Annotated in this window: 13 protein-coding genes and 1 pseudogene; 5 read left to right on the top strand and 9 right to left on the bottom strand. The window is 69.5% G+C overall.

Translation table 11 applies throughout. The features are described from left to right. Positions 1–104: 104 nt before the first annotated feature. On the top strand, positions 105–356 hold the full coding sequence (locus G4D83_RS16515) for a hypothetical protein (protein ID WP_163865712.1): 252 nt from the start codon (positions 105–107) through the stop codon (positions 354–356). A 61-nt stretch (positions 357–417) separates the two neighbouring features. After that, positions 418–612 (top strand): annotated as a pseudogene (locus tag G4D83_RS46125) (hypothetical protein); the annotation flags it as partial. 10 nt (positions 613–622) lie between these two features. On the opposite strand, the gene G4D83_RS16505 reads toward G4D83_RS46125, so the two are convergent. Both G4D83_RS16505 and G4D83_RS16500 read right to left on the bottom strand, forming a co-directional pair. Further along, on the bottom strand, positions 623–1,042 hold the full coding sequence (locus G4D83_RS16505) for a cupin domain-containing protein (RefSeq protein ID WP_163865711.1): 420 nt from the start codon (positions 1,040–1,042) through the stop codon (positions 623–625). 117 nt (positions 1,043–1,159) lie between these two features. Next, on the bottom strand, positions 1,160–1,483 hold the full coding sequence (locus G4D83_RS16500) for a hypothetical protein (protein WP_163865710.1): 324 nt from the start codon (positions 1,481–1,483) through the stop codon (positions 1,160–1,162). 313 nt (positions 1,484–1,796) lie between these two features. On the opposite strand from G4D83_RS16500, the gene G4D83_RS16495 reads away from it, so the two are divergent. Beyond that, positions 1,797–2,972 carry an AI-2E family transporter gene (locus G4D83_RS16495; RefSeq protein ID WP_163865876.1) on the top strand — a complete coding sequence of 392 codons (1,176 nt, stop codon included), beginning with the start codon at positions 1,797–1,799 and terminating at the stop codon, positions 2,970–2,972. Between the two features lie 124 nt (positions 2,973–3,096). On the opposite strand, the gene G4D83_RS16490 is transcribed toward G4D83_RS16495, so the two are convergent. Together G4D83_RS16490 and G4D83_RS16485 are read right to left on the bottom strand one after the other, a co-directional pair. Continuing rightward, a complete protein-coding gene (locus tag G4D83_RS16490) occupies positions 3,097–6,660 on the bottom strand; it encodes an endopeptidase (protein WP_163865709.1) in 3,564 nt (1,187 codons plus the stop codon). Between the two features lie 265 nt (positions 6,661–6,925). Beyond that, positions 6,926–8,422, bottom strand: a complete 1,497-nt coding sequence (locus G4D83_RS16485) for an ArnT family glycosyltransferase (RefSeq protein ID WP_163865708.1) — start codon at positions 8,420–8,422, stop codon at positions 6,926–6,928. Between the two features lie 169 nt (positions 8,423–8,591). Here G4D83_RS16485 and G4D83_RS16480 point away from each other — a divergent pair, with 169 nt between their 5' ends. Then, positions 8,592–10,190, top strand: a complete 1,599-nt coding sequence (locus G4D83_RS16480) for a xylulokinase (protein WP_163865707.1) — start codon at positions 8,592–8,594, stop codon at positions 10,188–10,190. A gap of 15 nt (positions 10,191–10,205) precedes the next feature. After that, complete coding sequence (locus G4D83_RS16475) at positions 10,206–11,735, top strand: pyridoxal phosphate-dependent decarboxylase family protein (RefSeq protein ID WP_163865706.1); 1,530 nt, start codon at positions 10,206–10,208, stop codon at positions 11,733–11,735. A gap of 27 nt (positions 11,736–11,762) precedes the next feature. Here the strand turns inward: G4D83_RS16475 and srmL are convergent, their stop codons facing one another. The 5 genes from srmL to G4D83_RS16450 all read right to left on the bottom strand — a co-directional run bounded on the left by srmL (position 11,763) and on the right by G4D83_RS16450 (position 16,814). Further along, positions 11,763–12,899: a PheS-related mystery ligase SrmL gene (srmL, locus tag G4D83_RS16470; RefSeq protein WP_163865705.1), complete on the bottom strand. Its 1,137-nt coding sequence runs from the start codon at positions 12,897–12,899 to the stop codon at positions 11,763–11,765. 281 nt (positions 12,900–13,180) lie between these two features. Beyond that, positions 13,181–13,918, bottom strand: coding sequence for a dienelactone hydrolase family protein (locus G4D83_RS16465; RefSeq protein ID WP_163865704.1), 738 nt, complete (start codon positions 13,916–13,918; stop codon positions 13,181–13,183). A gap of 50 nt (positions 13,919–13,968) precedes the next feature. Further along, the gene (locus G4D83_RS16460) at positions 13,969–15,135 is read right to left on the bottom strand and encodes an iron-containing alcohol dehydrogenase (RefSeq protein ID WP_163865703.1); all 1,167 of its coding nucleotides are present in this window, start codon (positions 15,133–15,135) and stop codon (positions 13,969–13,971) included. 1 nt (position 15,136) lies between these two features. Then, positions 15,137–15,454 carry an antibiotic biosynthesis monooxygenase gene (locus G4D83_RS16455; protein WP_163865702.1) on the bottom strand — a complete coding sequence of 106 codons (318 nt, stop codon included), beginning with the start codon at positions 15,452–15,454 and terminating at the stop codon, positions 15,137–15,139. A 91-nt stretch (positions 15,455–15,545) separates the two neighbouring features. Continuing rightward, positions 15,546–16,814: a heparin lyase I family protein gene (locus G4D83_RS16450; RefSeq protein WP_163865701.1), complete on the bottom strand. Its 1,269-nt coding sequence runs from the start codon at positions 16,812–16,814 to the stop codon at positions 15,546–15,548. Positions 16,815–16,933: the final 119 nt, after the last annotated feature.

Here is a 16,933-nt window from a genome sequence, read left to right as displayed (position 1 = left end):
GCCGGGTGGTGCGCTTCCATCTCGCGGGCTCGGCGGGCCGCGCTCGAGGGGCAGGGCGCCGCCCTCTAGGCTAGGATTGCGCGGCAACCCTTCAAGGAGGACTCATGCGCACGTTCCTGATTGGTGGTCTGTTGGCGATGGCGGTGGGCTGTGGCGGTCCCATGGAACAGGAGGAGGACTCGAATCAGTCCTCGCAGGAATCGCCGCTCCCTAACTGCACCAACATGCCGACCAGCGTCAAAAGGTACTATCACGCGTCCATGACGAAGGTCATCGGTGAGCGCGGGTGCTCCTGCGGCAGCTATGTCAACTGGGGGCAGACATCCATCTACTACAACGTCCGCGACAACTGCTGACGCGAAGCGCAGGTGGTGAAGTTCATCGAAGGGCTGGTGTTCCACTACACACGGCCCGGAGTACACCGCTCCAGAAAACCTGGAGCGGCTGCGACAGCCCGGGGTCTCCACGAAGCGCTCGCTGGCGTTGCGTGAGCTGGTGCTGGGCGTCGAGGCCCTGGAGCGCTTCGTCCGGAAGGAGCCGCCGCGGCGCGTGCACGAGTGTGTCTTCGGCGTGTTCGCGCTGGAGAGCGAGCCGGTAGACCCAAGGCTGTAGGTCGGCGGAGTCAGTGCAGTCCAGGCGCTGACTCGGGCGTGATTCCAGGCTGGCTCGTCCGCGTGGCTTCCCGCCGCGCGTATGCCCCCATGCCTTCGAAGTCGACGACGAGGCAGGGCTCGTTGCCGAGGACCCACGCATCGTGCCCCGGTGAGATGGTGGCCACGTCGCCAGGGCCCAGCTCGCCCTGGGTGCCGTCGTCCATCTTCACCACCATCCGCCCGCTGATGACGTAGAGGGCGTGGGCCGTCTGGCAGCTCTCCGTGCCGGCGATGGGCTTGACGTCCTGGGACCACTTCCAGCCGGGCTCGAGGACGAGCAGTCCCACCATGCGCCCTTCGTCGAACTGGAGAATGTCCGCATGCCCGTGCCCCGCGAACGGCCGGCGCTCGTCGGGTGCCGAGAATCGCTTGATGAGTAACTCGCTCATGATGTTTCCCCCCGCGAGTCAGAGGAGGGGGGACGCTTCGCGCGCCCCAGGCACCCCGGGCCCGCCCATGATGTTTCCTATTGGAAACCTAGGGACGCGCCCGGCCTGTGTCAGCGCTCAGGTCATCAACTCCAGCGGCATGGACAACCCGGCCTCGAACCCAGGCTCCTCGCGCAGCTGCTCCAGCACGCCGTCCGTACAGTGCAGCGTCACCAGGGGAAGCAACCCCGGCTCGCTCACCCAGCGCACCGCGCTCATCAGGTGCCGCGCCCGCAGGAAGCCCAGCACCGCGTCGCGGAACTGCTGGCTCTCCTCGCCTGCCTGCTTGTGCACGGCCGCGCGACTGCGAGGCGCTGGGGCGGGTTGCTTGCCTGCCTGGCGTGAGGACGGCCGGGTCGCGGTGGGCTGCTCCCGGGGCATGACGATGGCTTCAATCCACATCGTGTCGCCCTCCTCGTGGCGTGGTGATTCCAGACCTGCTTGAAGATTATCGGACAAGGACGCGGTGCGGTTGTGTCCCTTTCGTCGTCGAACAAAAGGGTGGGGCGCCTGCACCCCCATCGCACGGGTTCGATTTGAACGGCCGCTGCCCGCCCCGTGGAGTCAGGGGACGACAGAGGGCCTGGTCGCTCGGCTGCTCCACGAGGCGGCGGCCGTCCCCATGAGGCGAGCAGGGCCTGTCACGTCGGGCAGGGCTCCGGCTCGCACGCGAGGGGGCCTGACTGGCGGAGCACCACTTCCTACCTTGTCGCCCATGAAGGACTCCAGTCGCCAGCTCCCGGTCTACGTGCCCGCCCGCACGGTCTGGGCCGTGGGGCTGCAGGTGTTGCTGCTCGCGATCTGCTGGTTGGTGCTCCGGCGGCTGTATCCGCTGCTCACGCTCCTGGCCGTGGTGATGCTCCTGTCCCTCGCCTTGGATCCGCTGGTGCGCAGGCTGGAGAAGTGGGGCCTCAAGCGCGGGCTGGGGGTGGCCGTGGTGGCGCTGCTGCTCCTGGGGTTGGTGGGCGTGTTGGTGGGCACGCTGGTGCCCGCGCTCGTCCAGCAGATAGAGGGGCTGGTTCAAGCGATGCCGGGGCTGTTGGAGCGGCTCTCTCAATCCCACTGGGTCCAGGAGCTGGGCGTGCGCTACGGCTTCGAGCTCAAGCCCGAGGAGCTCTTGCGCTTCGAGCCGGTGGACCTGGCGGGTCGCGCCGTCGGAGTCCTCTCCTCCACCCTGGGCCTGCTGGCGGCGGGCATCACCGTGGTGGCCCTCTCCGTCTTCAGCCTGCTGTTCGGCAAGGAACTCTACGAGAGCATCCTCCAGTGGGTGGTGCCGCGCCGTCGGCACCACGTGCGTGAGCTGGTGGGGCGCATGCGCGCCGCGGTGACCAACTACGTCGCGGGCACGCTGCTGGTGATGACCATCGGCGGCACCGTGGCCGCCACCGTCGCGCTCATCCAGGGCGTACCCTTCTTCCTGGCGCTGGGGCTCGCGGTGATGGTGCTGGGCGTCATCCCCTACATCGGCAGCGTCATCAGCGGCGTGTTGGTGAGCCTCACGACGCTGGCCACGGTGGGGCTGCGCCCGGCCGTCATCGCGCTGGTCGTCTTCATGGTCTACCAGCAGATTGAATCCAACGTGCTGGGCCCCATTGTCCAACGCCGCGCCATCCGGATGAACCCGCTGCTCATCTCCATCGTCGTGCTGTGTGGCGGCGCGCTGGCGGGCCTGCTGGGCGCGGTCATCGCCGTCCCTCTTGCCGCCGCCGTGCAGGTGCTCATCCAGGAAGTGCTCCGCGCGCGGCAACTGCGCTGGAGGCGCGCCCACCGGCGAGAGCACGCCCGGCGTCAGGCGGGGAGGGGCGCGGTGGAGGAGGGACTGTTGTTCGCCGGCCCCATGGACGACGCACCCGCGCGGGAGGGGCCTGGCGCCGCCGACGACCGCCACTGAGTGGTGGGCCCCGACGTGAAGAAGGGCTCCCGGCGGATGGCCGGAAGCCCTTCGGATTCAGCTCAATCCCTGGTCAGTGCCGCCCCTCCGGCCTGGGCCGCGCCGGAGGAGTGGCGCCGGGCTATCAGCGACCCGCGGGGGCCGCGCGGCCCTGCGAGGTGGCCGACTTGCCGGTGTCCACGGCGGCCACGGACGTGCCGACCGAGAAGACCATGTCGTCACGGTCGTTGTAGCCACCGGAGGTGCACGAGCTCGCCGTCCCGCTGAAGCGGAACTGCGGACGGATGGCGTGCGTGCCCGCCGTGGCGCCCAGGTTGAACGTGTGCGTGAAGGTCCGCGCGCCCGTCCCGGTGCAGGCGATGTTGGTGGTCAGCGCCGTCCAGGCCGGAGCGGACGCGTTCGTCGTGTAGTAGAGGTCGAAGAAGTCCGTCGTCCCCCAGCACCACACGGTGACTTCCACCGTCACCTGCTTGCCGACGGCGAAGGCGCCCTGGTCCGTCGTCTTGATGACCACCCGGTCGATGCTCTCGTCGACGTGGTAGGTGCCGGTCGTGCCATCCGCGCACGAGTCGTTGATGGTGTTCGGCTGGTTCGGCTCGGTGCCCGTGGAGAGCGTGCCGCGGCCGTTGACCAGCGTGGTGCCGGTGTCGCAGCCGCAGACGTTGCCGCACGTCGGCGCCTGGAGCGTGGTGTTGAACGTGGCCAGCGCGGGCGTGCAGACCGTGCTGGTGGTGAAGGTGCGAGCGGTGCTGTTGGGGCTGACGCCGCAGACGTCCGCCGCGCGGGCCCGCCAGAAGTACGACGTGGCGCTCGACAGGGCCGGAGTCACGGTCCAGTTGCTGGCCGTCAGACCGGTGCCGGTGCGGACGATGTTGGTGAACGCGGAGTCCGTGGCCACCTCGACCACGTAGCTCGCCGCGCTCGCGACATCCGACCAGTCCAGCGCCGCCGACGTGGCGACGCCCGTGGCCCCGTCCGCCGGAGTGGACAGCGTGGGCGCCGACAGCGTCGTGCAGCCGCGCGTGGTGTAGCTGAACGCGTTGGACCACTCGCCCACGCCACCGCACGAGTTGTTCGCCCTCACCCGCCAGTAGTAGGTGGTGTTGACGTTCAGCGCCGGGGACACCGTCCAGGTGCTGGAGACCAGCGAGTTGGCCGAGGCCGTCACCGTCGCGAACGTCGGGCTGGTGGAGACCTGGACCTCGTAGGTGGAGGCACCGGACACGTCCGACCAGTCGAGCACCGCGGCCAGCTCCGCGCCGGTGGCACCGTTGCTGGGGCTGGACAGGGTGGCGAGACCCGGCGCGGTGCAGGCCGGCGTGGCGCACGAGCAGGTGCTCGCCGGGCCGTAGCACGCGTTCGTGGACGCGGGGACGATGGAGTAGCAGTACTCGCGGCCGTTGGCGACCTCGGTATCCGTGTACGTGGTGCCGGACACGGTGGCGACCTTCGCCTTGCCGAAGTCACAGCCCATGCCCTCGGTCTTCATCACCCAGTACTGGCTGGCGCCAGAAGAGGCCGTCCAGTTCAGGGCAATCTGACCGTCACCCGGGGTGGCGGTGTGCGTGGGCTTCGCCGTGGGGGCGCCCGAACAGCCGGAGTTCACCGGGGCGATGGTGTTACAGGCGATGTTGTGGCGGGCGAACGCGGCGTGGATGGCCGTCATGTGCGGCGTGCCGTCGTTCAGGTTGCCGTTGTCGTCATCCGCCGCCAGCCACTGCATGTAGCCGTTGGTGGAGCCGCAGCCGTCGGACGTGCCGCCGGTGCAGTTGCAGGAGTGCCACGCGCCCACGTTGCCGCTGCCCTGGTAGAACAGCTTGTTGCCGACGATGAACGCGTTGTTGTCGTCGTAGTTGAACGGCGCGCCGGCCAGGTCGATCTTGACCAGGTCCCAGGCGGCCTGACGCGCGGGCGAGGCGGCGCAGTGGACCTGACGGCTGCACGGGCCGGTGCCGGAGCTGCAGTTGGGGCACACGAAGTTCTGCGGGGTGGCGGGAGGAGCGGCGACGCCGCCGTACGTGGCGGCCTTCCAGTCCGCGTCACGCACGCCGGAGCACTTGGTGTTGCACCACGCGGTGCCCACCTGCGACTCGTTCTGGTTCTGTCCGGTGCCGTCCGGCGTCACACCGCAGCCACGGCTGCCGGTCTGGAAGAAGCCGTAGCCCACGCACGAGGTCTGCAGGCGGTAGATGGCCGCGATGTCCGCGTAGCCCTCGCTGGAGTTCGACAGCACGCCGTTCGCGTCGAAGTTATCCAGGCCATGGCCCCACTCGTGGTCGAACACGGCGCCAATCTCACCGGTGTTCCGGCAGCCACCGCCGCTGCGGTAGAAGTTGACGGAAGAGCCGTTCCAGAAGGCGTTGCAGGTGCTGTTGATGTTGACGTTCGCCGGGAGCTGGCTGGACAGCCAGGTGTTGGCCGGCAGGTAGCCGCGGGCCTGCTCGGCCAGCTTGTTCAGCTCGTAGAAGCTGGAGCGCGACGCGGGGGTGTTGCCCCCGGCCGCGAGGCAATCGTGGTCGTTGTTCACGCCGCCCAGGGCGATGTTGCCCGTGGTGGAGCTGACGTTGATCGCGCCGCAGGTATCCGACACGCGGACATAGCGGCCGGACAGCGTGGTGGCCGTGGTGCCGGAGCTGTAGGCGAAGATGCCCGCGCCGTCCGTGAAGTTGTTGGGCGAGGTGAGGCCCGTGTTCGCCCAGGGCATGGGCGAGTTGGGCTTCATCGTGCCGCACACCGTGTTGTCCACGCAGGTGCCGATGTTGGTGGACGGGTAGATGCCGCCCTGGATCTGCGCGTCGAAGTAGTGGTTGTCGTCCTCGATGGCGAGCGTCTCGCCGGAGGCCGCATCCACCGTCACCTTCCAGCGCTGGTGGGCCGCGGGGTCCTGGAAGCCGTAGGCGTAGACCAGGCGATGCTCGTAGCCGGTGCCCGTGGCGCCGGCGAACGACTCACCCTGGGGCGCCATGGGGGCGATCTCCAGCGTGGGCTGCTGCCAGAGCTCCTGCTGGCTGGCATTGAGGCCGACGAAGCCGTTGCCCGAGATGAGCGCGTCGTTCGGCGCGAGCGCCGGGCGCGTGTCGATGCCGACGTTGGCCCACGCCTCGGTGCCGATGAGGATGAGGTTGCCGTGGCTGATGGTGGCGGCGATGCGCGCGTGGCGCACCGTCAGGCCGTTGACCACCTGCTGGATGTGGACCTGCCACAGGTTCTCGTTGACGCGCGAGACGCGGGGCGCGCCCAGCTGCATCAGGTCGATGTTGAACGCGGACTGGTTGTCGGCGATGAACTTGAAGACCAGGTCGCCGATGACGGACTCGTCCACGTCCGCCACGGAGCGGCCGATGGACTCACGCACGCCGTCCAGCGTCACGTTGTTGCGGAAGCCCTTGCCGGGGATGAGGGGAACAGAGCCCTCGATGCCAGACGGGGTGCCGGTGCGGGGGTCGATGTGGACGCGGAAGTCCTTCCCGTTGCGGGCGAAGAAGTCGTCCCAGCCCGCGGACGTCTCCTTGGCCATGGTCCGCGCGGCCTGCTCCAGCGGGGTGTTCTGGATGGGCAGGTAGAACTCAGGCTTGTAGAACGCCTTGCTGGCGATGGCGCTCTGCCCCTTGTCGGGGGGTTGCACCGCCCAGCTCGTCGCTGACACGAGCAAGGCAAGACATGCTGCTGACACCTTGGAGTGGCGCATGCAGTTCTCCTCTATGGGGGTCCCGAGGGTCGGACCCGAGGTGGCTCCCAGACAGACGGAGCCCGCAGACGCCTTACTGATGCCTCACTAAAAAATGAATATGCCTTATTCCCAGCCATCCCATTGAAACTGGATCCCTAGGAATTTCATGGGCCCGAAGTGTTGACTGGCCAACACGTTGGCGCACTATAAGTGAATACCGCTATGGCGCGGAGCATGGAAGTGTGCCACTCTCATCAGAATATTATTGACAGGTTGTCGCGGGTCAGCGCGGCCAGATGCGCACCCAGTCATCCTGGATGAGCTTGCCGCTGGCGCTGTCGGTGCTTCCGCTGGCCATGAAGCCGCGAGGCGCGCCGAGCGCCAGCGCTCCGGCCTCCACCCACAAGAGCAGGAGCAGCACCGCCGCGAGCGCGGGCACGCGCGTGGCCCATGCGGGGCGGCGCGCGGTGAGGACGACGAGCGGCAAGAGCAGCAGCGGAACGAGCGCGGGGAAGATGGTGAGCAGGCCGCGCGTGTAGCCGAAGAAGGCGACGGTGATGAGCGCGCGGTGGAGGACGACGAGGGTGAGCAGGCTGAACTCGCGCCAGGGCCGGGTGAGGGACAGCGCCGCGCCCGCGACGAGCAGCGCGAAGAGCGGCCACTTCAGCCCCGTGCCCTCGGGGACGAAGAGGTCCATCGGGGCGCGCGCGCCGCTCAGGCCCGAGGGGAGGTTGGAGGCGCCCAAGCCCAGGCTCAGTCCGTCCAGCCAGCGCGAGAGTTTGGTGCTCCAGAGGCGCGCGGCGTCCGCGGGGTGCTCGCGCATCCACTCGAGGCCCACCGCGTAGCCGTGCAGCAGGAGCTCGCGCTGGGCGGGGTTGGCCACGTCCAGGTGGCCCTCCTGGCCCAACTGGTTGACGGAGTCCGGCGTGAAGCCACCGGTGGCGCGGGCGTGGTTCGCCATGGCGAAGTTGATGGGGCCGTAGGCGGTGACGGGCGCGAGCACCGGCAGCGGCTCCAGCGTCGGCGTGCTCGCGTTCAGCTCGCCGAGCACCCGCGCGTTGCGCACGGCCCAGGGCGCGAGCACCAGGGCGCAGACGAGCGCCGCGGCGCCCCAGCGCGTGGCGAGCCTTGGCAGCGGCGTCGAGCCCCGGTACAGCCAGGCCCACGCGAGCAGGAAGGGCCACAGGTACAGGTGCTCGGCGCGGGTGAGCGAGCCCAGGCCCATGACGAGGCCCAGGAGCGCGGCGCCGCCCCAGCTCGGGCCCGCCTTGTGGCGCAGGACGAGCGCGAGGGTGGCGGACAGGAAGAGGGCGTAGAGGACCTCGTTGCTGTACGTGGTGGAGAGCACCAGCCAGCCGAAGCTGGAGGCGAAGAGGGCCGCGCCGACGAAGCTCCACGCGGTGCCCAGCAGCGTGCGCCACCAGGCCCAGGACAGCGCCACCGTGGCGGCGCTCAGCGCGGCGAGGCACAGCTTGTACGGATAGGCGTTGCCCTGGGGTTCACCCAGCACGCGGTACAGCACGCCCAGGAGCCAGGGGAACAGGGGCGGGTGGTAGGGCAGGGTGGCGGGGCCCTCGGTGCCTCTCACATGCTCCAGCGCGTACGCGTGGAAGAAGCGCGCGTCGCCGTAGAAGAAGATGGAGAAGGGCCACGCGCGGTCCGGCGCCGACTGGAGATACAGCCACCGCAGCAGCAGGCTGAGCGTGAACGTCACCGCGATGCCCAGCGCCACCGGGTGCCGCTGCCACAGTGCCCTCGCGCTGACGAAGAACCGGCGCATGCCACCCCCAGGAATCGGCGCAGGCTAACACCATGGGCGCGCGTGGGGCCCAGGCGTTCAGAAAAGCGCCCTTGCCATGCGTTGTGGATGGCGGGAGGCGCGACGCGCTTCCTAGAGTCCGGGCGCCGTGACGTCGACGGCATCCCCTCATCCCGGCTCGGAGGGCCGTGTGTCCCAAGCAGGTGAGAAGTCCATCCTGGCCATCGACCTGGGCACCTCGGCCGTGAAGCTGGCCGTCGTCACCCTGCGAGGCAGGATTCTCGGCGGAGAGGTGGAGCCCCTGGCGCTCGACCTCCTGCCCGACGGAGGCGCGGAGCAGGAGCCCGAGGCCTGGTGGAGCGCCGTCGTCCGGGGCACGCGCCGTCTGCTGGAGTCGGGGAAGGTGGCCGCGCGCGACATCGTCGCCGTCAACTGCGGCGCGCAGTGGTCCGGCACCGTGGCGGTGGACGCGAAGGGCAAGCCCCTGCGTCCGGCGCTCATCTGGATGGACTCGCGGGGCGCGCCCCACGTCCAGCGCGCGGCCGGTGGACTGCTTTCCATCGAGGGCTACGGCGCCGCGCGCCTGCTGACCTGGATTCGCCTGACGGGCGGAGTGCCCAGCCTCTCCGGCAAGGACCCGGTGGGCCACATCCTCTACCTCCAGGCCGAGCACCCCGACGTCTACCGCGACACCTACAAGTTCCTGGAGCCGAAGGACTGGCTCAACCTGCGGCTGAGCGGACGCTTCGCGGCGTCGTACGACTCCATCACCCTGCACTGGGTGACCGACAACCGCGCGCTCCACCGCATCGACTACGACGCGCGGCTCTTGAAGATGGCGGGGCTTCATCGAGAAAAGCTGCCGGACCTGGTGCCCGCGGCGAGCGTGCTGGGGCCGCTGAGCGCCCAGGCCGCGAGCGAGCTGGGATTGAGCCAGGACGTGCGCGTGGTGTCGGGGGCGCCGGACATCCTCGCGGCGGCGGTGGGCTCCGGCGCGGTGGAGGACCATGCGGCGCACCTGTGCGTGGGCACGTCCTCCTGGCTGTGCTGCCACGTGCCCTACAAGAAGTCGGACCTGTTCCACCAGATGGCGTCCGTCCCGTCCGCGCTGCCAGGGCGCTACCTGCTGGCCAACGAGCAGGAGTCCGCGGGCATCTGCCTCACCTTCCTCAAGGACAACATCCTGTATGGCCAGGGCGGCAAGCCCGGGGAGGTGGAGGAGGACTCCGCGGAGGTGTACCGGCTGATGGAGCGCGAGGCGGGGAAGGTGCCCGCGGGCAGTGACAAGCTCATCTTCATGCCCTGGCTCAACGGGGAGCGAAGCCCCGTGGACGACAAGTCACTGCGCGGGGGCTTCTTCAACCAGTCGCTCAAGACGACGCGAGCGCACCTGGTGCGCGCGGTGATGGAGGGCGTGGCCTACAACTCGCGCTGGCTGTTCACCTATGTGGAGCAGTTCGTCGGACGCAGGCTGGACTCGCTGCGCATCATCGGAGGCGGGGCCCGGTCCGCGCTCTGGTGCCAGATTCACGCGGACGTGCTGGGGCGGGTGATTCAGCAGGTGGACGAGCCGGTGCTCGCCAACGCGCGCGGGGCCGCGTTCCAGGCGGCGGTGGCGCTGGGCGAGCTGAAGGTGGAGGAGATTCCATCGCTCGTCCCCATCGCTCGCACCTTCGAGCCCGACCCGGCGAACCGGGCGATGTACGACGAGTTGTTCCGCGAGTTCGTCAATCTCTACAAGAGCAACAAGGCCATCTTCGCGCGCCTCAACCGCGCCCGGAGCGCCTGAAGCCCAGGAGTCCGCATGGCATTGCCAGACCCGAAGTCGCTCAAGCTGCTGAACCATGTCCCTCCCCGGTTGCTGTCGGCGGCGGAGCGCTACCTCAAGGCCGTGCCGGTGGTACGTGACCTGCTGTCGAAGGAGACGGACACGCTGTTGTCCGAGCTGGAGGGGAGCCTCAAGCCCTACCGGGGGAAGATGCCCGCCTTCGAGCGGCTGCCGGTGACGGGCCGCTCGCGCGAGGAGGTGCTGCGCGAGCTGCAGGCGCTGGAGGCGCAGGAGGAGGAGCGCTGGCGGGACGGCAAGGTGTCCGGCGCCGTCTACAACGGGGACCAGGAGCACATCGACTTCCTCAACCGCGTCTACGGGCTGCACTCGCAGAGCAACCCGCTGCACGCGGACCTGTGGCCCAGCGCCACCAAGTTCGAGGCGGAAGTCGTCGCCATGGCGGCGAGCATGCTGGGCGCGGATGCCGCCAACGCGGGGAAGGTGCCCGCCGAGCACGTCTGCGGCTCCATGTCGTCGGGTGGCACCGAGAGCATCATGCTCGCGGTGAAGACGTACCGGGATTGGGCCCGGGAGACGAAGGGAATCTCGAAGCCGGAGATGGTGGCGCCCTCCAGCGCGCACCCGGCCTTCGACAAGGCGGCGCACTACTTCGGCGTGAAGATGGTGCGCGTGCCGGTGGGGCCGGACTTCCGCGCGGACGTGGCGGCGACGCGCAAGGCCATCAATCGCAACACCATCCTCCTCATCGGCTCCGCGCCGGGCTTTCCCCATGGCGTCATCGACCCCATCGCCGACTTGTCGGAGCTGGCGCGCAAGAAGCGCCTGGGCTTCCACACGGACGCGTGCCTGGGCGGCTTCGTGTTGCCCTTCGCGCGCACGCTGGGGCGTCAGGTGCCGCCCTTCGACTTCCGGCTGCCGGGCGTGACGTCCATGTCCGTGGATACGCACAAGTTCGGGTACGCGGCGAAGGGCTCGTCGGTGGTGCTCTACCGGGGCACGGCGCTGCGCTCGCACCAGTACTTCACCGCCACCGAGTGGCCCGGCGGTATCTACTTCTCGCCCACCTTCTCCGGCAGTCGCCCCGGCGCCCTCATCGCCGTCGCGTGGGCGTCATTGGTGAGCATGGGGGAGCAGGGCTACCTGGAGGCCACGCGCCGCATCCTGGACACGGCGGATGTGCTCAAGCAGGGCATCCGCGCCGTTCCCGAGCTGCACGTGCTGGGAGACCCGCTGTTCGTCATCGCCTTCGGCTCCGAGACGCTGGACATCTTCAAGGTGATGGAGCGGATGGGCGAGCGCGGGTGGAGCCTCAATGGCCTGCACAAGCCCGCGGCGGTGCACCTGTGCGTCACGCTGCGGCACGCGCAGCCGGGCGTGGCGGAGCGCTTCCTCACGGACCTGCGCGAGGCGGTGGAGCACGTGAAGGCCCACCCCGGCGAGAAGGGGACGATGGCGCCCGTCTACGGCATGGCGGCCGCCGTCCCCTTCCGGGGCATGGTGAGCGACTTGCTCAAGAAGTACATGGACCTGCTCTACAAGGTCTGAGCGTCAGGCCCTGGCGCCGCGCGGCCTTCAGTGAGGTCGCGCGGCCCACTCCCACGTGGTGCCCTGGTGCAGCGCCGCGTAGATGTCGTCGCGCAGGACGTTGCACTCGTCATGCGTCAGCGTGCGCTCCAGCGCGCGCAGCACCACCCGGAGCAGCACGTTCTTCTGGTCGGCCCGAAGCGCCAGTCGCTTCACGGCACTGGGAGGCAGCGCGGCGTAGGGCGTCTCCGTGACGACTTCCACGCTCTCCACCAGCTCCGCCCGCTCACCGAGCGCGGCGCGCACCCTGTCCCCCAGCTCCTCGGACGTCCGGCCCTCGTCGATGACGAGCGACATGTCCCGGCGCACCGCTGGCATCGACGACACCGGGCGGTAGGGCTCCAAATCCAACAACTGGGTGGCGATTCGCGGGTTCGTGGAGCGCAACAGGCGGATGTCGTCCAGGCCCTTGCGCAACATCAGGATGCGGTCCATCCCCAGGCCCATGGCGAGCCCGGTGACGGGCCCTGCCTCCAGTCCGCTCTCCGAGAGGAGCGCGGGCAGGGCGAGGCCACACTCGCCAATCTCCACCCACTCGTCGCCCTCGCGCACGTCCACCTGGAGCCCGTCCGTCGTGTATGGGTGCACGGCGTCGGTGAGGCGTGTTTCTCGCCCGGGCAGCAGTGCGCCCACCACGGTGGCAATCATCTGTCGCAAGTCTTTGGGCGTGAGGGGCGGCCCTCGTCGCACGCGCCAGAGGTCCATCTGGTGCGGCTCGCCGGTGTGCAGCCGGTCGATGCAGTCGCGGCGGTAGACGAGGCCCGGACACGCCAGCAGCACGTCGTCCGGTGGAGCCGCGGCCAGCTCGCGCAGCACCGCCGGAATCATGGCGGAGGTCTGCGAGCGCAACAGCGCCGTGTCGCAGACGTACCGGGTGTAGCGCGCGTCGCGGGCCACGCCGCCCGGCGGGTAGTGGAGCCGGTCGTAGTTGTCGGCGATGGAGACGACGGGACTCCGTCGGTGGAGGAGGACGTCGCAGCCCCACGCGGAGCGCAGGGCGGCCAGCGCGGAGGCCACCAACTGCTGCAGGGCATGGGGGCCGGAAGCGGGGTCGGTCAAATCACGAACGGACAGCGCGCGCCGAAGCTCCTCGGCGCTGAGGATGGAGATGGAAGGGGACGACATGGAAACCTCTCGGAAGCGGTGGAAACGCGGTGGTCTCCGGCACGCCGAGCGAGAAGTCCGCCAGGCGCCGCCGGCCTCGGATGCCCCCCCGGCGGCTCCGGGTGGGCGTCGCGCCTGACGGCGTTTCACCAACGAGAGGTTCGTGCGCTCAGTGCGGCACGGCCTCCCGACACCCAGAGGGGGCCGGGGGGCGGCTAAATCGACGAGCACTGACGACGAGCACCATGCCCCCACGAATAACGCCAGCCGCTTCCGCTGGCAAGGGGGGCTGCCTCACCCGCTCACGCCGTGAGGGCGCGGCCGAACACGTCGAACAGCTCTCGCCAGTGCTGCTCGGACGCGTCCTTGTCATAGGCGCCGGAGCCGTCCACCGCGTAGCCATGGCGCGCGCCGACATGGAGGTGGGACTGGTGCCGGACACCGGCGGCCTTCAGCGCCGTCTCCAGGCGGAGGATGGCGTCGGCCGGCATGGAGCCGTCCTGGTCCGCGTGGCCGAACACCAGCTCTCCGCGAACGTCGCCGACGCGCAGGTGGGCGCTGTCCGGGGAGTCCGTCGCCAGCTTGCCTCCATGGTTGGACACCGCCGCGGCGATGGTGTCCGGGAAGTCCGCGGCCAGGCGCACGGCCATGGAGCCACTCATGCAGTAGCCGGCCACGCCGACCTTGGGGCCCTTCACCTGGGGCAACCGTGAGAGGAAGTCGAGCTCGGCGGCGCCGTCGTCGCGCACCCGCGCCGGTGTCAGCGTCGCGATGAGCGCGAAGATGTGCTTGCGGAAGGCCTCGTCCGCGAACGAGCCCTGCAGCGCCAGGTTTCCGGCGCGGCCCTCGCGATAGAAGACGTTGGGCAGCAGGACGACATAGCCGCCGTCCGCGAGCCGCTGGGCCATGTGTTCGAAGGCGGGCCGGATGCCCATCGCGTCCGTCAGCAGGATGACCGCGGGCCACGGGCCGCGTCCCTCCGGCTGGAACAGCTTCGCGTCCATCGTTCCCTCTCGGGTCGGCAGCTCGATGTCTTCCATGGGCACTCCTCGACAGCGGGGCAGTGTGGCTCGTTATGCGGCGCGGCTGGCTATAACGATCGGGTGGCGATCTCCGCCAGTTCGGCGTCGGTGAGCGTCAACGGATTGGCCTTCATGCTGCTCGCGGCGCGGGCCTTGGTCACCAGCTCGGGGAGCCGCGCGGGCGTGAGTCCGTAGGTGGCGAGGCCGGGAATGCGCAGGTCCGCGCGCAAGGCCTCCACCCACGACAGGGCATCTTCCTCGCGGGCCTCGGCGCGGCCGGTGAGCAGGACGGCCAGCTCCCGGAAGCGGGGCAGGGACGGGTGCTCCGGCGCGCGGGCACGCAGGGCCCTCAGGTTGACGTCGAGCACGGCGGACAGCAGGGCCGCGCACACGGCGCCATGGGGCGCGTCGAACATGCCGCCCACCGGCGCGGCGAAGCCGTGCACCGCGCCGAGCCCGGAGTTCGCCAGACACAGGCCACCGAAGAGACTGGCCAGGGCCAGGTCCTCGCGACCTTCCGCGTCCGGCCCCTCCAGGACGGCCCGACGCAGCGAGCGCGCGGAGCGGCGCAGGCCCTCTCGCGCCAGGGCGTCGGTGAGGGGATTGGCGCGCGCGGAGAGGAAGGGCTCGATGAGCTGCGACAGCGCATCCATGCCGCTCGCGGCGAGCACGGAGGCGGGCGCGCCGATGAGCAGGTCCGGGTCCACGAGCGCCACGGCCGGCAGCAGCTTCGGCCCGCGCAGGCTGGCCTTCACCTGGGCCTCCTTCGAGCCCAGCACCGCGTTGCGCGTCACCTCCGAGCCGGTGCCCGCGGTGGTGGGAATGGCCACGAAGGGCAGTGACGCGCGGGTGAGCGGCTGGCCGCGGCCGATGACCTCCAGGTAGTCGAGCGGGTCTCCTCCCTGCGTCGCCAGCGCCGCGAGCGCCTTGCCCGTGTCGAGCGCGCTCCCGCCGCCCATCGCCACCACCACGTCGCAGCGCGCCTGGGCGAGCAGGTCCAGGCCCTGGCGCACCAGGTCCACCGTGGGCTCTCCCTCCACGCGGAACCCCGTCACGGCGAGGCCGAGCGCCTCCAGTGACTCGCGCAGGGCACTGGCGCGCGCGGGCGTCTTCCCGGTGACGAGCAGCACGCGCTGACCGCCGAGCGCGCGCACCAGCTCCGGGGCTTCGGCGAGGCGGCCCGGGCCGAAGACGATGCGCGTCGCGGTGGCGAACTCGAAGGCGGCGGGACTCACGTCACCACCCGGCGTCTTCGGGGAACAGGTTGACGTACTTCCGGCTGGTGCGCGGCTCCGCCATCATCGGCGCCACGGTGTCGCGCCAGGTGAGGTAGTGGGCCGTCTCCTTGTGCTCCGCGGGCGCCTGGGCCGTCCGGTAGACCTCCACGAGCACGAAGCGCGTCGGGTCCTCGGAGTCCTGGAGGAAGTCGAAGCGGGCGATGCCGGGCTCCTTCGCGCTCGCCCGCGCGTTGACCACGGTGGCTTCGCGAAAGGCGTCCACGTGCTCCGGCTTGACGTGGATGTGGACCTGGACGACCCGCAGGCTGTTGGGCATGTCCGGAAACTACTCCGGGCCGAGGCCGCGTGGGGACGCGACCTCGGCCCGGTGGAGGGCACGGTGTGGGGTGCCATACAACCGTGACGTGCTACGGGGCCTTGATGACCGCCGTGGGGCTCAGCACGTCCTCGAGCTTCCGGGCCATCACCCAGCCGTCGTGGTAGACGATGCCCGTCTGCGTAATCGTGTCGTTCCGGTACAGGCCAATCTTCAGGTAGTTGACCTGGCCGGAGTACTGGGTGGCGATGTAGCGCTTGGGCATCACCAGCTTGCCGTCGAGGTACAGCTCCACGAAGCCCACCTTCGAGTTCGCGGACCAGCGCACGTGGAAGATGAAGTCCATCCACTTGCCGCGCGTCAGCGGGGCGCGCCAGACGATGGTGCCCGGGTTGCCGCCGATGTTGAGGCGGACCTCGTTGCCGTAGACATAGAACTCCACCGGCGGCGAGCCGCCCACGGTGTCGCTCTCCTGGTGCCACTGGGTGAAGAGCTGCCACGTGTTCACGTTGGGGAACGTGGAGTCGAACATCGTGCTCCAGCGGTAGTAGTACTCGGAGCCCGACGGCTCGCGCGTCATCCGCACCAGCTCGTTGCGGTTGCCGCTGGAGTTGATGGGGTCATCGCCCCGCTTCACGGTGGCCTTGAGCGCGTAGCTGCCCTGGCGCTTCGGCGAGGACACCATCGCCAGCCGGTCCGCGCTCACCATCTGCGCGCGCGTCCACTGGCTGATGTTGTTCGTCTCGAAGTCGCCCACCCACACCACGCTGTTGCCCGTGGGGGGAGGCGTCGTCGGAGGAGGCGTCGTCACCGTGGAGGAGCAGGCGCGCGCCTCGGCGATGGAGGCCCAGTCGTTGACGCTGTTGCCCTGGAAGGTGATGCGCACGCGGCGCGCGGAGGTCGCCGCGAAGGTGTACGTCTCCGCGGAGGACGACTTCCTGCTCGTGCCGCTGTAGATCTGCGTGTACGTGTAGCCATCCGGCGAGACGGACACCGTGAAGGTGTTCGCCCGCGTGGTGCCTTCGTGCCATGCGATGGTGACGCCCGAGATGGACTTGGTGGCGCCCAGGTCGTAGTCAATCCAGCCGCCCTTGCCGAGATAGCTCCAGCGAGTGGCGAGGCTGTCGTCCATCGTGTTGGCCGGCACGTTGCCGTCATGACCCTTGGCGATGACGGACGCGGCAGTGAGCTGGGTGCAGCCCGAGGCCGTCAGCGCGGCGGAGGAGACTGATGTGGCGAAGGCCGTGGCCTCGTCGAGCCCTGCGGGGGCCTCGCCCAGCTCCGTGACGTCGTCCTGGGGGCCACAAGCCATGACACCCAGGCCGAGCAATGCACCAGCCAGCAGAAGAGACTTCTTCATGTAGGGACCTCTGGGGATTCAAAAACAGACAGACGGGGAGTGTGTCCGGCGGCCGTCTCCCGACGGGCCGGTATCTGGTTTCAGCTAGGGGGCTTCTCCAAGGTCACGGCGGGGGGTTC

It is taken from the genome of Myxococcus eversor (genome assembly GCF_010894455.1).
In the GTDB taxonomy this organism is placed as follows: Bacteria; Myxococcota; Myxococcia; order Myxococcales; family Myxococcaceae; genus Myxococcus; species Myxococcus eversor.
This window is presented reverse-complemented; position numbering and strand designations above follow the sequence as displayed.

What these genes read in the sequence shown, in the direction of transcription:
- G4D83_RS16515 (WP_163865712.1), top strand. Translation starts at nt 105, where the DNA reads ATGCGCACGTTCCTGATTGGTGGTCTGTTGGCGATGGCGGTGGGCTGT.
- G4D83_RS16505 (WP_163865711.1), bottom strand. Translation starts at nt 1,042, where the DNA reads ATGAGCGAGTTACTCATCAAGCGATTCTCGGCACCCGACGAGCGCCGG.
- G4D83_RS16500 (WP_163865710.1), bottom strand. Translation starts at nt 1,483, where the DNA reads ATGTGGATTGAAGCCATCGTCATGCCCCGGGAGCAGCCCACCGCGACC.
- G4D83_RS16495 (WP_163865876.1), top strand. Translation starts at nt 1,797, where the DNA reads ATGAAGGACTCCAGTCGCCAGCTCCCGGTCTACGTGCCCGCCCGCACG.
- G4D83_RS16490 (WP_163865709.1), bottom strand. Translation starts at nt 6,660, where the DNA reads ATGCGCCACTCCAAGGTGTCAGCAGCATGTCTTGCCTTGCTCGTGTCA.
- G4D83_RS16485 (WP_163865708.1), bottom strand. Translation starts at nt 8,422, where the DNA reads ATGCGCCGGTTCTTCGTCAGCGCGAGGGCACTGTGGCAGCGGCACCCG.
- G4D83_RS16475 (WP_163865706.1), top strand. Translation starts at nt 10,206, where the DNA reads ATGGCATTGCCAGACCCGAAGTCGCTCAAGCTGCTGAACCATGTCCCT.
- srmL (WP_163865705.1), bottom strand. Translation starts at nt 12,899, where the DNA reads ATGTCGTCCCCTTCCATCTCCATCCTCAGCGCCGAGGAGCTTCGGCGC.
- G4D83_RS16465 (WP_163865704.1), bottom strand. Translation starts at nt 13,918, where the DNA reads ATGGAAGACATCGAGCTGCCGACCCGAGAGGGAACGATGGACGCGAAG.
- G4D83_RS16455 (WP_163865702.1), bottom strand. Translation starts at nt 15,454, where the DNA reads ATGCCCAACAGCCTGCGGGTCGTCCAGGTCCACATCCACGTCAAGCCG.
- G4D83_RS16450 (WP_163865701.1), bottom strand. Translation starts at nt 16,814, where the DNA reads ATGAAGAAGTCTCTTCTGCTGGCTGGTGCATTGCTCGGCCTGGGTGTC.